Source organism: Methylobacterium sp. CB376, from assembly GCF_029714205.1.
Lineage (GTDB): Bacteria > Pseudomonadota > Alphaproteobacteria > Rhizobiales > Beijerinckiaceae > Methylobacterium.
Genome location: NZ_CP121648.1, coordinates 3,366,103 through 3,379,251 on the forward strand (window position 1 = coordinate 3,366,103; position 13,149 = coordinate 3,379,251).

Sequence of the window (13,149 nt, forward strand, 5' to 3'; positions counted from 1 at the left end):
GAGGGCTCGGCGACGCGTCGAGAACGGAACCGGCGGTCACGTCCGTGACCGCCGGGATCAGCGGTTGCGCGCGAGGAGCAGGATCCAGCCGATGCCGATCGTCAGGACCAGGATGCCGATCGTCGCGAAGGCCGGGGTGCCGTGCTCCATGAGCTTCGGGGCGAGCTGCGTGGCGAAGGCCGCCACCACCAGCCCCACCGCCACCCGGGCCGCCGCCCGCTCGATCCCCCGGGTGAGCTTGTCCATGCCCTTGAGCTCGATCTCCACCGTGACGCGGCCCTGCTTCAGGCGCACCAGCATCAGGTGGACGAGGGTCGGCAGCTCGGAGGCGGCCCCGTAGAGGCCGGCGGCGAGCCCCTCGAACTTGCTCTTGACCTCCTTGAGCGAGAAGCGCGTGCGCATCGTGCGCTTCACGGTCGGGCCGGCCGCCGCGAAGAGGTCGAATTGCGGGTCGAGCTGGCGCATCACCCCGTCGGCCGTGACGAGGCCCTTGAACAGGATCGCCAGGTCGGTCGGCATGGCGAGGTCGTTCTCGCGCGCCATGGTCATGAAATCCGTGAGCACCACCCCGAGATTCAGGGTCGCCCCGTTGTGGCGCATCACGAAGGCCTGCGAGGCGGCCTCCAGGCGGGTCAGGTCGGGCGCGCTGCCGCCGGTCCAGTCGAGCAGCACCGCCATCAGCCCGTCCGCGTCCTCCTTCAGCATCGCCCCGATCAGGATCAGGAGCTGGGCCCGGCGGCGCTGCGACAGCCGCCCGATGATGCCGAAATCCACGAAGGCGATGCGGTTGCCGGTCAGGCAGAGCAGGTTGCCGGGATGCGGGTCGGCGTGGAAGACGCCCTCGATCAGCGACATCTGCAGGAAGGCGTCGGTGCCGCGCTGCGCCAGCACCACCCGGTCGTAGCCCTCCTCGTCCAGCCGCTTGATGTCGGTCGGGGGAATGCCGTGGATGAACTCCTGCACGAGCACCCGCTCGGAGGTCCATTCCCAGTAGATTTTCGGGAAGACAATGTCGTCCCGGTCCGCGAACAGCCCGGCGAGCAATTCGCAGTTGCGGGCCTCGTTCAGCAGGTCGAGTTCCTCGCGCAGGCCCTGCGCGATGTGGCGCATCTGCTCGTGCGGCCGGTAGCGCGTCATCTCCGGCCACTCGCTCTCGACGATGCGCGAGGCGTGCGAGAGCAGCCGCAGGTCGGCCTCGATGATCTTCTGCACGCCGGGGCGGCGCACCTTGACGATCACCTCCTCGCCGCTCTCCAGCCGCGCCCGGTAGACCTGGGCGATGGAGGCGGAGGCGAGCGGATTGGTGTCGAACTCGGAGAAGATCTCGCTCGGGGGAGCGCCGAGGTCGGCCTCGAGTTGCGGGCGGATCACCTCCCAGGGCACCGGCGCCACCCGGTCGTGGAGCTTGCCGAGTTCCTCCGTCCATTGCGGGGCGAGGAGGTCGGCCCGGCTCGCCAGCACTTGGCCGAGCTTGATGAAGGTCGGGCCCAGCGCCTCGATGGCGCGGCGCATCCGCTCGGGCTGCGACAGGCGCGTGAGGTCGACCGCCGGCGTGCTGCGCCAGGCGAGGCGCGGGATCGCCCGCAGGCCGAGGCGGTCCACGACCTGGTTCACGCCGAACCCGATCAGGATCCCGGCGATCTCCTGAAGGCGCTGCCGGTCGCGCGCCGCAACGAAAGCGGTTTTCAGCATGGATGCATCAGCTCAGCCCGGCTGCCATGGGAGGTAAAGCACAGTGTGGGGCTGCCGCGCTGCGCTCCTTGACGAAACAGGCGCGCCGCCCGGCGCCGGATCGAGTCATGCCCGGGTCGTTCGGGTAGGCCCTCAACTTGGCGGGACTTTGGCGGGCGGCGGACGGGCCGGGCTCCGCGGCAGGGCCGCGGGTACGGGAGCGGCACGGGACAGGCCACGGCGACATTCATTCCGTCCGGCGCGACGACGACGCTCGCGGTAGCGCATGCGCCGGGCCGGCACAACGTGGCGGATCCGCCACGGCCGCCGGCGGGCCGCCGGGCCGGCGGCGGAGACGGCAAAGAAAAGCCCCGCGGTCACCCGACCGCGGGGCCGAGAAGGGGCGGAAGGCCTCCCGCCCCTCGCTCTCGCGAGGCCCCGGACCAACGGTCACGGACGTGACCGTCGGTCCGGTTGCCGAAGTGACGTGAGAAGTGACGTCACATGCGGCCCGCGCCCGAGGCGCCGGCGCCGCCCGCCTTCCCGGCGCCGCCCGAGGCGCCCGCCGCGCCGCCCTGGCCACCGCCCTGGCCGCCGCGCATCGTGCTGCCGGTGGTCTCGGGCGCGCCGCCGCGGCCCTGGCCGCCGGAGCGGTCGCGCAGGCCCTGGGCCTGGTCCTGGCCGCCGCGGCCCATCCGGTCCTGACCGGAGCGGTCCTGGCTCATGCGGTCGCCGCCGCCCTGCCCGCGCTCCTGACCGGCGCGCTGCTCGCTGCGCCCGCGCTCGCTCGTGCCGCGCTCCTCGCGGCGCTCGCCGGTGCGGATCTCGTCGCGCCCGCCGCGCACCGAACTCCGCTCGCTCGAGCGCACGTCGACCCGGTCGTGCCGCTCGCCGCGGATCCCGACGCTGCCGGTCGTGCTCGACCGCTCGGTGACCACGAGCCGGCGATATTCCGGCGAGCCGTAGACCACCCGCCGGCCGTGCACCACGACGTAGCGCGGCCCGCTATGCTCGCGGACGACGAGGCGGCGGTACTCGGGCGAGCCGACCCGCACGCGGCGGCCCTGGATCACCACGAATTCCGACCCGGCATGGCGCACGCCGCGCTTCTGGCGCTGCTCGATCACCACCAGGCGGCGGTACTCGGGCGAGCCGTAGACGACGCGCTGGCCCGCCACCGTCACCGTGCGACGCCCGCCGCCGTGCTCCTCGCGGCTGCTGGTGCGCACGCTGCCGTGCTCCTCGCGGGTCCGCTCGGCATGCACGCCGCGCTCGTGCCGGACGCTGTCGCGGCCGCCCCGCATCTCCTCGCGGGCCTGGCGGCCGTCGCGGTCGCGCCCGTCCATCCCGGCCTCGTGCCGGCCGCGGCCCTCGCCCTTGTCGTCGCGGGCACCCATCTCCTGCCGGGCGCCGCGCTGGCCCGTGTTGCCTTGGCCCGTGTTGCCTTGGCTCATCTTGCCTTGGCCCGTGCCGGCCTGGCCCATGTTGCCCTGGCCCATGTTGCCCTGGCCCATGTTGCCCTGGCTGCCGTTCTCGCTGCGGGCGCCCTGCCCGCCGGCGCGCGTCGCCCCGCCGGACGAGGCATCGCCGGAGGACCGGCCGCCGGAGCCGCTGCCCGACATCGCGGCGCCCTGCCCGCCCGCGGACCCGCCCGGCGACCCGGCGCCGGTCTGGGCGAAGACCGAGGTGCTGATCAGCAGGGCGGCGAGGCCGACGGTCACGCGGCCCATGGACGATTTCGTCATGATGCTCCTCCGAGAGTGCAGAAAAATCTGCCTCAAAACGTCGTCTCATGACTATCGTTCCATTCCGCCGGCATACCTCGCCGCTATTGCCAAGGTGATCGTCATTCCTGTTCTGGTGAGTGGCAGGACAAGACAGATCGGAAGCGCCGCGCCGGGGCTCCGCCGGGGGCCGAACCGTGCGGCGCGCGGGCGCGCCGGCGGGAACCTTGCCGGGTGATTGGCGTTTTCGGGGACCGTGGCCGTGAGCCCGGCCACCCTGAGCCCGGCCACCCGCCGCGAGGGACGCATCGACGACATGCTGGCGGAGACCTCGACAGCGCCCGAGCGTGATTGGCTGGATCTCGGGTCCTCCCCGGCTCCCGCCCCTCCCCCGCCGCAGGCGCCGCCTCCCGGATGGTCCGCCCGGATCGCCGGAGAGGCCGTCCGCGTCGGACAGGCGGTCGCCGCGCGCTGGCAGCCGGCCCTCGCCGCCAGGGTCGCGCCCCTGCGCCTCGCGGCGGGCCGCGCCGGCGCCCGCCTCGCCGCCCATCCCCTGGCGCGGCGCGCCCGCTCCGGCGCCGGAGCCGCGGCCGAGCGCCTCGCCGCCCTGCGCTGGAGCCGGCTCGCCCTCACCCTCGGCCTGCTCCTCCTCGTGGGCTGCGCCGCGCTCCTCGCCGTGAGCGCCGCGACCCTGCCGCGCCTCGACGGGCCGGGCCCGGCCAGCGCGCCGGTCACCGTCAGGGCCGAGGACGGCGAAGTGCTCGCCACGCGGGGCAGCCTGCGGGGCAGGCCCCTGCCCGCCTCGGCCATCGCGCCGGCGATGCGGCGCGCGATCATCGCCGCCCAGGATCCGTGGTTCATGGACCCCCACCGGCTCGACGCCGCCGGCGTCGCGGCGGTGATCCGCGGCGCCTTCCGGGACACGATCAGCCCCGGCCCGCGCGAGGGCAGCGCGCGGCTCACCCAGCGCCTCGTGCGCACCCAGCTCCTCGGCGGCGAGCGCGGCCTCGTGCGCAAGCTGCAGGAAGCGATGCTGGTGCTCTGGCTGCAGGCGCGGGCCAGCCCCGACGAGATCGTGGCGCGCTTCCTGAGCGGTGCCGCCTTCGGCCCCGACCTGATCGGGCTCGACGCCGCGAGCGAGCGGCTGCTCGGCAAGGCCCCGCGCGACCTCACCACCGCGGAGGCCGCCCTCCTGGCCGGGCTCACCCTGCCCCCCGCCGACCTCCGGCCGGACCGCGACGTGGAGGCCTCCCGTGCCAGGGCCCGGGGCGTCCTCGACGCCATGGTGATGACGGGCGCCATCACGCGCCTGGAGGCGGAGGAGGCGGGCCGCGCGCTCGCGGCGATCAAGTCGCCCACCGCGACGGCGGTCACCCGCAGCGGGGTCGTCGACCTCGCCGTGCTGGCGGCCCGCGACCGCCTCGGCGACGAGGTGCGGAACGCCTCGCTGCGCATCTCCCTCGACCGGTCGCTCCAATCCGCCGCCGAGGCAGCCGTGAACAAGCGCCTCGACGTGGCGGCCAGGAACCGGGGCGACCGGGCCGGGCTGGTGGTCCTCGGCCCCGACGGGGCAATCCTCGCGGCGGTGAGCGGCGGCAGCCCGCTCGCGGCCGATCCGGCCGGGCGCGCCGCCGCGGAGGCGAGCCTGCGCCGGGTGACCCGCGACGGGCGCCCGGTCTACGACCGGCCCCAGGCGGCCACGCTCGACCCCGCGACCGTGCGGGCGCGGGCCTTCGCGCTGCTGTCCGGCCTCGCCCGCTTGCCCGAGGGCGTCGCGGCGGCACCCGCCGCCCGGGACGGCCTCGCGGTCGGGCCGGCCGGCGACGTCACCCTGGGCGTCTGGGTGGCGTCGGAGGACGAGGGCGCCGCGAGCGCGGGCCCGTCCGAGATCTTCCAGGACCTCGCCGCGAAGCTCCGGGACCGGAGCGAGCCGCCGCCGCGGGGGGCCGCCGCCCGCCGCACCTGGCAGCCCCCCGAGGAGCCGCGCAATCCCCCGCCGCTGCGCGGCACCGCGCGGGTGGTCGATACCGGCCGCCTCAAGGTCGAGGGCCAGCCGGTGCGGCTGTTCGGGGTCGAGGGCCAGGGCGGCCGCGCGGCCCGCGAGTTCCGCCAGTACCTGCGCCAGCGCGACGTCTCGTGCGAGCCGGCGGGCGAGGCGGAGGTCTATCGCTGCCGGGCGGGATCGCAGGACCTGTCCGAGGTCGTGCTGTTCAACGGGGCGGGGCGGGCCGCGCCCGGGGCCACGCCGGAGCTGCTCGCCGCGGAGGCGAACGCCAGGGCGCGCAAGGCCGGCATCTGGCAGGAGTGATCCGGGATCGGCCTGATCGAAGCGGCTCCCGGATCACGAGCCCGCGCGGCGCCTGAGCGCGGCGCCTGAGCGCGGCGCCTGAGCGAAGCCGACATCCGCATGGCGAAGCAATCCGTCGGATGTCGTATGAACCGGGCGAGGACGCGCCCGGCGCGCCTTCCCGTGCGAAACGCCGTTCCGCAACATTGACAAGTCGCGCGCGGGGCCGAAGCATGCGCCCGGGCTCGCCAGAAGGCCCGGACAGGGATCACCCGCGTGAGGAAAACGCTCCTAGCCGCCGCGTGCGTGGCCGCGTGGCACGGCGCGGCCTGCGCCCAGCAGGCCGCCCCGCCGGGCATCTCGGACGGGGTCGTCCGGATCGGGTTCCTGCTCGACATGTCGAGCGTCTACGCGGACGTCACCGGGCCGGGCAGCGCCGCGGCGGCGCGCATGGCGGTGGAGGATTTCGGCGGCAAGGTGCTGGGCGCGCCGATCGAGGTCCTGGTGGCGGACCACCAGAACAAGGCCGACATCGCCGCCGCGACCGCCCGGGCGTGGTTCGACACCGAGAAGGTCGACGCGATCCTCGACGTCGCCGCCTCCGCGACGGCGCTCGCGGCGGCGGACATCGCCAAGGCCAAGCACAGGATCATCGCCTTCAGCGGGCCGGGGGCCGTGCGGCTCACCAACGAGGCCTGCTCGCCCGTCTCGATCCACTGGGCCTACGACACCTACGCGCTCGCCAACGTGACGGCCCAGGCCACCGTGAAGGCGGGGGGCGATTCCTGGTTCTTCATCACGGCCGACTACGCCTTCGGGCACGACCTGGAGCGGGACGCGGGGGCGGTCGTCCGGGCCCAGGGCGGCACCGTGGCGGGGAGCGTGCGGGCCCCCCTCAACACCCCGGATTTCTCCTCGTTCCTGCTCCAGGCGCAGGCCTCCGGCGCCAAGGTGGTCGGGCTCGCCAATGCGGGCCGCGACACCACCAACGCCATCAAGCAGGCCGCCGAGTTCGGCCTGACCCAGGGCGGCCAGAAGCTCGCCGGGCTCCTCGTCTACATCAACGACGTGCACAGCCTCGGCCTCGCCCCGACCCAGGGCATGCTGCTGACCGAGGGCTTCTACTGGGACCTCGACGAGGGCACGCGCGCCTTCTCGAAACGCTACTTCGCCCGGACCGGCCGGATGCCGAACATGTCCCAGGCGGGGGTCTACTCGACGGTGACGCACTACCTGAAGGCCGTCGCCAAGGCCGGCACCGACGAGACCGACGCGGTGATGCGGGCGATGCGCGAGACGCCGGTGGACGATTTCTACGCCCATGGCGGGCGCATCCGCGAGGACGGGCGCATGGTGCACGACATGTACCTGTTCGAGGTGAAGCGGCCCGGGGAATCGACCGGCGAGTGGGACCTCTACCGGCGCGTGGCGACCATCCCGGGCGATCAGGCCTTCCAGCCGCTCTCGGCCTCCCGCTGCCCGCTGGTGAAGAAGTGACCCCGCGCTGGCGCCGCCGCCCGGAGGGCTCGACCTGGGGCGAGTTCGGGCCCGACGACGAACTCGGCCGCCTCAACCTGCTGACGCCCGAGAAGGTGCGCCAGGGGGTGGCCGAGGTGCGCGAGGGCCTGACCTTCTGCCTGAGCCTGCCCCTCGACTACCCGGGCGGCAACGTGCTGAACCCGCGCCGCCACCCGCCGAAGATCACCCCGACCGTGCGGGCGAGCGGCCGCCCGAACTTCAACTTCCCGGTCTGCGAGGAGGTGCCCGACGCCACCGACGTGATCAGCGACGACCTCGCGGTGCTGCACCTGCAATACTCGACGCAGTGGGACGGCCTCTGCCACGTCGGCTCGCTCTTCGACGCGGACGGCGACGGCGTGCCGGAGCCCGTCTACTACAACGGCTTCCGGGCGGACCGGGACATCGCCGGGCCGAGCCGGGCCGAGGAAGCGGGGGCCCCCTCGCGCGCCCGGGCGCTCGGCATCGAGCGGCTCGCCGAGCGGGGCATGCAGGGCCGCGGCGTGATGATCGACCTGCGCGCCCATCTGGGCGACGCCCGCCAGGCGGTGGGCTACGCCACCCTGCGGCGGATCCTGGAGGCGGACCGCGTCGCGGTCGAGCCCGGCGACATGGTCTGCCTGCACACGGGCTTCGCCGAGCGGCTGCTGGGGATGAACCGGGCGCCCGATCCGGCGGAGGTGCACCGGCTCGGGGCCGGGCTCGACGGGCGCGATCCCGACCTCCTCGCCTGGATCACCGAGTCGGGCCTCTGCGCGCTGATCGCCGACAATTACGCGGTCGAGATCTATCCGGCCGGCCCGATGCGGGGCTGCTGCGCCACGCTGCCCCTCCACGAGCACTGCCTGTTCCGGCTCGGCGTCAATCTCGGCGAATTGTGGCACCTCACCCCGCTGGCGACCTGGCTGCGGGCCAACGGGCGCTCGCGCTTCCTGCTCACCGCGCCGCCCCTGCGGATGCCCGGGGCCGTCGGCTCGCCGACCACGCCGATCGCCACCGTGTAGGAGCGGGAGTGTCGACCCGGCCCGGCGCGGGCTTGAGCGAAGCCGACATCCGCATGGCGACCCCATCCGGCGGATGTCGCATCAGAAGTAGGAGCGCACCAGCCCGCTCACCAGCAGGTTCCAGCCGTCGATCAGGACGAAGAACAGCACCTTGAAGGGCAGCGAGATCACGGTCGGCGGCAGCATCATCATGCCCATCGACATCACCACCGTGGCCACGATCATGTCGATGACGAGGAAGGGCAGCGCGATCAGGAAGCCGATCTCGAAGCCGCGGCGCAGCTCCGAGATCATGAAGGCCGGGATCAGGATGCGCAGGTCGACCTTCTCGCCGGCCTCGGCCTTGGGGAAGTTGCGGCTGGCGAGGTCCGCGAAGGTCTGGAGGTCCTTCTCGCGCACGTGGGACTGCATGAACTCGCGGAACGGGTCGACGACCTTGCCGAAGGCGTCCTCCTCGCTGATGCGGTTCTCGGTGAGGGGCCGCACGCCCTCCTGCCACGCCCGGTCGAAGGTCGGCGCCATCACGTAGAAGGTCATGAACAGCGACAGGCTGACCATGAACAGGTTGGCGGGCGTGCTCTGAAGCCCGAGCCCGGAGCGCAGGAAGGACAGGGCGACCACGAAGCGCGTGAAGCTCGTCACCATCACGAGCAGGCCCGGCGCCACGGACAGGACCGTGAGGAGCGCGACCATCTGGATGATGCGCCCGCTCGCCGCGCCGTTGCCGGGCGGCAGCAGCGCGTCCAGGGACGGGAGGCCGGAGGCGGCCTGGGCGGCGGCGGGTCCCGCGGCGAGGAGCGCCAGGATCCCCGCGAGGGCGAGACAGGCGAGGGCCGGGAGGGCACGCGTCATCGGGAGGATCCGCCGCATCACTGGATGATCAGGGTCTCGACCACGAGCTCGCGCACGGCCCCCTTGGTCCGCAGCATCACGCGTTCGTTGAGGTCCTCGCGCAGGTGCATGAGGCCGCTCGCCCCCTGGAGCTGCGCCAGCGACACGGTCCGCAGATAGGCCAGGATGTCCTGGCGGATCTCCGCCACGGCCACGTCGGGATTGGCCACCGCGCCGGTCCTGTAGATGATCGAGCCCTCCAGGCGCACCCACATCTCGCCGGAATCGACGAGGTTGGTGACCAGGGGACCGACGCTGCGGGTGCTGAGGTCGCCCGTGTAGGTCAGGACCTTCTCGGCCCGGGCCTGCTCCTCGGTCTTCTTCTTGTCGACCGCCTTCTCGACGGTGGTGAGCAGGTAGTAGCCGAGGCCGCCGCCGGTTCCGCCCGCGCCGAGCGTCAGCACGGCGAGGGCGAGGAGCCAGCCCTTGCCCTTCTTCGGCGCGGTCGTGGAATCGGGCGAATCGGCCATCGGGCGTGTCCGGGTCCGGGAGCCCGGGACGGGCCTCCGACGCCGCTCTCTTGCCGCCCGGAGCTTGCGCGAGGCAGGTGCCGGGGCCGGCCCGGGGACCTTCGACGAGGGCCCGGGGCCGTCAGCCGGCCGCCGCGGCCGGGAGCGCCGCCTGATCCTCGCCCATCACGGCGGCGGGCGGCCCGAAGCGGACGATGCGGCCCGCCTCCATCACGGCGACCTGGTCGGCCGCCATGTAGGTCGACGGGCGGTGGGCGACGATGATCGTGGTGCGGCCCGCCATCAGGCGGCGCACCGCCTCCTGCACCCGGGCCTCGGAGGCGGGATCGAGGGCGCTCGTCGCCTCGTCGAGGAGGAGGATCGGCGCGTCCTTCAGGAAGGCCCGCGCCAGCGTGACGCGCTGGCGCTCCCCGCCCGAGAGCCGCGCGCCGCCCGGCCCGACCCGGAAGGCGAGCCCCTCCGGCAGCGCCTCGACGAAATCCGCCGCCGCCGCGCGGGCCGCCTCCCGCACCTCCTCGGCCGTCGCGCCCGGGCGGCCGAAGGCGATGTTCGCCTCGATCGTGTCGTCGAACAGCATCACGTCCTGCGTCACCATGGCGATCGCGTCGCGCAGGGAGCGCAGCGTCACGGCGCGCAGGTCCTGGCCGTCGATGAGCACGCGGCCGGCGGTGACGTCCTGCAGCCGCGGGATCAGGTCGAGGAGCGTCGACTTGCCGGCGCCCGAGCGCCCGACGATGGCCGTCACCGTGCCGGGCCGGCACACGAGGTCGATCCCGCGCAGGACCGGCGCCCCCTCCCGGTGGGCGAAGACGACCCCCTCGAAGCGGATCTCCCCCGGGCCGACGCGGAGCGCGGGCGCCCCGGGATCGTCCCGGATCGCCGGCTCCTCGTCGAAGGCCTCGAAGTAGCGCTGCAGGGCGCCCGCCGCCTGCTGCAGCGTGGCGTTGAGGCCGCCGAGCGTCCGGGCGGGCTGCGAGGCGAGGAGCAGTGCGGTGACGAAGCCGGTGAAGTCGCCGATCGAGCGCTCCCCCGACATCACGCGGTCGCCGATCAGCACCATCACGGCGGCGACGCCGAGCCCGCCGCCGATCTCGAGCAGCGGATCGAGGCGCCCGCGGGCGTTGGCGGCCTTCATCTTCAGGCGCCGCACCTGCTCGAATCCCTCGCGGGCCCGGGCCGAGAGGAGATCCTCCAGCCCGTAGACCTTGGCGACCCGCGAGCCGAGCAGGCTCTCGCCGATCAGCCCCGCCGTCGTCCCCACGGTCTCGTGGATGGCGCGGGCGTAGCGGCGCAGCTTCTGGCCGATCTGGCTCACCGGCCGGGCGACGAGCGGGACCATCACCACCGACACCAGGGTCAGGAGCGGGTCCATCCACAGGAGCGCGGCCCCGAGCGCGATCAGCATGGCGAGGTCGCGCAGGAGCACCGTCGAGAGCCGCGTCAGCGCCTCGGTGACGGGCGCGAAATCGGCGGTGAAGCGCTGGGCGAGGGCCGCGGGGCTCTCCCGCGCGGTGCGCCCGACATCGGCGCGGACCAGCCGGGCGAACAGGTCCGAGAGCATGTCGGCCTCGACCCGCGTGACGATGCGGTTCGTCAGGACGAGCTGCGCCAGAAGCGCGGTGCCCCGGAAGGCGGTGGCGAGCAGGATCGCCGCCGGCACGTAGGAGAGCGAGGTGCGGTCGTTCGCCCCGTAGGCCTCGAAGGCGAAGCGCACGACCACCGGGTAGATGCCGGTCGAGGCGCCGACCACCGCGATGGCGAGGGCGAGCCAGGCGAGCGGCCCCTTCTGGCGCGAGAGCCAGCCGTGCCAGACCCGCAGGACCATCGCGCGCCGGGTCATCGCGCCGCGCCCTGCGCGTCAGTCGCGCCTCCGGCCGGATCGGCCGCCCGCGACGGGGCGCGCTCGCGCATCTTGGCCTCGCGCATCTTGGCCTCACGCATCTTGGCGATGCGCAGGAAGCGCCCGAAGGCGAGGATCGTCGCCATCGCGAAGCCGTCGGCCCCGGCGAGGAAGAGCCGGCGCAGGATGTAGAAGCGCAGGAAGGTCGAGGGAAATTCGACGAGGAGGCGGAGGGTCAGGGAGAGGCGCGAGCGCGGCGCCGAGGTGCGCGCGGCCAGCTCCGCCACGTAATTCGCCTTGGCGACGGCGTGGTTCCAGTCGCGGTAGGTGAAGTGCCATGCCACCGCACGAAGTCGCCGCGGCGCCTCGTCGGTGCGGATCTCCAGGTGATCCCAGTTGGGGTTGTCGATGGTGCGCGCGACGCGGCGGTCGTAGAGGTAGATCTGCTCGGTGCAGAACGCGAAGGGAGGCGGCCGGTCGCGGTGCGGCAGGGCCATGGCCTTGCGCACCTTGGCGAGCGCGGGCGGAGGGCCGGGCCGGAACAGCGCCCGGATCTCGCGCACCAGGGCGGGCGTCAGCACCTCGTCCGCATCCATGCTGAAGACGTGGTCGTGGCGGCACTCCCCCTCCCCGAACCGCCGCTGCGGCCCGAAACCCGCCCAGGGGTTGGTGACGACCCGCGCCCCGAGGGAGCGGGCGATCGTCGCGGTCGCGTCGGTCGAGCCCGAGTCGATCACGAGGATCTCGGCCCGCAGCGGCAGGGCGGAGCGGATCGCCGCCTCGATGCGGTCGGCCTCGTTGAAGGCCCGCATCAGGACCGTCAGCGGGATGGGTTCGTCGTCGGCTCTGGTCAATCGTCTCGGCTCCGGGCGCCCGCTTGAGCGGTGCGAGTGTGGCGGAACTTGGTCGGCGGTCCTCGCCCGGGCCGATCCGCGGGCCCGATCCGGTCCCGCCGCGCCGCGGAACGCCCGTCCCGGTCGGCACCGGCCCGACCGCCCGACGCCCGCGCTGACGCAGGGCGGGCCCCGTGCGCCGCCCCACCGCGCCAGCGCCGGGCAAGTCCCGCACGCGGCCCGTACTGTCGTTCGTGACAATGTGGGCGCCGGCCGATCGGGTGCGCAGGTCCGAGGATTGGGTCTGAACTTGCCATTTGTGAAGGCGTCGGCAGCGTGAATCGGCCATACTGACAAGGTCGGTCCGCGGCCCGTCGGCCACCCGGCCTGTCCGTCCGTCAATGCGGGAGCGCATCTGCGGGCGGGAGGGACGCGTCCGAGGCCCCCAAAGCGACTGCCCTGCCGGCCCCGCCGGCAGGGCACTTTTCGCGAGGGCCCCTGGCCCCTGGTCCTTGACCCCTGGCCCTTGACGCGGCGGCGGGACGCGGCAGATGTCGGGGCCGCGGAGGACCCGCCACACCCGAGAGGGGCCACCCGGTGGAGGATTATCGCGCCGAGCTGCTGCGCCAGGTCCGGGCCGGCGACATCGCCACCGGCGAGGCCGCGAGCGCCTGCCTGCCCGGCCTGCTGCGGCGCCTCGATCGGCACGAGCGCGGCGTCGCGAGGAACATCCCGGTCCTGTCCCTCTACCATCGCTGGCGTCGCCACAGATTGCGCCTTCAGGTTGCGGATGCGCGCTGGCACATCGAGCAGGGACGGGCCGCCCGGATGGGCGAGCTGCTCGGCCGCCGCTGAGGCCGGCCGCGCGCCCTGCCCCAACGAAGGCCGCGCGGCGCGCGGGCGCGCCGGCC

Annotated in this window: 11 protein-coding genes; 5 read left to right on the forward strand and 6 right to left on the reverse strand. The window is 73.9% G+C overall.

Annotation, left to right across the window (positions count from 1 at the left end; genetic code table 11):
* Positions 1-57: 57 nt before the first annotated feature.
* Both QA634_RS15320 and QA634_RS15325 read right to left on the reverse strand, forming a co-directional pair.
* A complete protein-coding gene (locus QA634_RS15320; protein WP_012332831.1) occupies positions 58-1,692 on the reverse strand; it encodes an ABC1 kinase family protein in 1,635 nt (544 codons plus the stop codon).
* A 479-nt stretch (positions 1,693-2,171) separates the two neighbouring features.
* Positions 2,172-3,416, reverse strand: a complete 1,245-nt coding sequence (locus QA634_RS15325) for a hypothetical protein (RefSeq protein ID WP_265576619.1) — start codon at positions 3,414-3,416, stop codon at positions 2,172-2,174.
* On the opposite strand from QA634_RS15325, the gene QA634_RS15330 reads away from it, so the two are divergent.
* The 4 genes from QA634_RS15330 to QA634_RS15345 all read left to right on the forward strand — a co-directional run bounded on the left by QA634_RS15330 (position 3,400) and on the right by QA634_RS15345 (position 8,204).
* A complete protein-coding gene (locus QA634_RS15330; RefSeq protein WP_150108665.1) occupies positions 3,400-3,633 on the forward strand; it encodes a hypothetical protein in 234 nt (77 codons plus the stop codon). The two genes, QA634_RS15325 and QA634_RS15330, sit on opposite strands and share 17 nt — an antisense overlap.
* Before the next feature lie 24 nt (positions 3,634-3,657).
* Positions 3,658-5,703 (forward strand): transglycosylase domain-containing protein, encoded by a 2,046-nt coding sequence (locus QA634_RS15335; RefSeq protein ID WP_012332833.1) that lies wholly within the window; start codon positions 3,658-3,660, stop codon positions 5,701-5,703.
* Positions 5,704-5,958: 255 nt separating this feature from the next.
* Positions 5,959-7,179 (forward strand): ABC transporter substrate-binding protein, encoded by a 1,221-nt coding sequence (locus QA634_RS15340; RefSeq protein ID WP_012332834.1) that lies wholly within the window; start codon positions 5,959-5,961, stop codon positions 7,177-7,179.
* On the forward strand, positions 7,176-8,204 hold the full coding sequence (locus QA634_RS15345) for a cyclase family protein (protein WP_012332835.1): 1,029 nt from the start codon (positions 7,176-7,178) through the stop codon (positions 8,202-8,204). Before QA634_RS15340 ends, QA634_RS15345 begins: the two co-directional genes overlap by 4 nt.
* Before the next feature lie 81 nt (positions 8,205-8,285).
* Here QA634_RS15345 and fliP read toward each other — a convergent pair whose 3' ends face one another.
* The 4 genes from fliP to QA634_RS15365 form a co-directional block, all read right to left on the reverse strand.
* Positions 8,286-9,056 carry a flagellar type III secretion system pore protein FliP gene (gene fliP, locus QA634_RS15350; RefSeq protein WP_026190598.1) on the reverse strand — a complete coding sequence of 257 codons (771 nt, stop codon included), beginning with the start codon at positions 9,054-9,056 and terminating at the stop codon, positions 8,286-8,288.
* Between the two features lie 17 nt (positions 9,057-9,073).
* Positions 9,074-9,565, reverse strand: coding sequence for a flagellar basal body-associated FliL family protein (locus QA634_RS15355; RefSeq protein WP_012332837.1), 492 nt, complete (start codon positions 9,563-9,565; stop codon positions 9,074-9,076).
* A gap of 121 nt (positions 9,566-9,686) precedes the next feature.
* Entirely contained in the window at positions 9,687-11,405 is a 1,719-nt protein-coding gene (locus QA634_RS15360) for an ABC transporter ATP-binding protein (protein WP_012332838.1), read from the reverse strand.
* A complete protein-coding gene (locus QA634_RS15365) occupies positions 11,402-12,259 on the reverse strand; it encodes a glycosyltransferase family 2 protein (RefSeq protein ID WP_012332839.1) in 858 nt (285 codons plus the stop codon). Before QA634_RS15365 ends, QA634_RS15360 begins: the two co-directional genes overlap by 4 nt.
* A gap of 576 nt (positions 12,260-12,835) precedes the next feature.
* Between QA634_RS15365 and QA634_RS15370 the strand changes: the two genes are divergently transcribed.
* Positions 12,836-13,093, forward strand: a complete 258-nt coding sequence (locus QA634_RS15370) for a hypothetical protein (RefSeq protein WP_012332840.1) — start codon at positions 12,836-12,838, stop codon at positions 13,091-13,093.
* Positions 13,094-13,149 lie beyond the last annotated feature (56 nt).

What these genes read in the sequence shown, in the direction of transcription:
- QA634_RS15320 (WP_012332831.1), bottom strand. Translation starts at nt 1,692, where the DNA reads ATGCTGAAAACCGCTTTCGTTGCGGCGCGCGACCGGCAGCGCCTTCAG.
- QA634_RS15330 (WP_150108665.1), top strand. Translation starts at nt 3,400, where the DNA reads ATGGACGATTTCGTCATGATGCTCCTCCGAGAGTGCAGAAAAATCTGC.
- QA634_RS15325 (WP_265576619.1), bottom strand. Translation starts at nt 3,416, where the DNA reads ATGACGAAATCGTCCATGGGCCGCGTGACCGTCGGCCTCGCCGCCCTG.
- fliP (WP_026190598.1), bottom strand. Translation starts at nt 9,056, where the DNA reads ATGACGCGTGCCCTCCCGGCCCTCGCCTGTCTCGCCCTCGCGGGGATC.
- QA634_RS15355 (WP_012332837.1), bottom strand. Translation starts at nt 9,565, where the DNA reads ATGGCCGATTCGCCCGATTCCACGACCGCGCCGAAGAAGGGCAAGGGC.
- QA634_RS15360 (WP_012332838.1), bottom strand. Translation starts at nt 11,405, where the DNA reads ATGACCCGGCGCGCGATGGTCCTGCGGGTCTGGCACGGCTGGCTCTCG.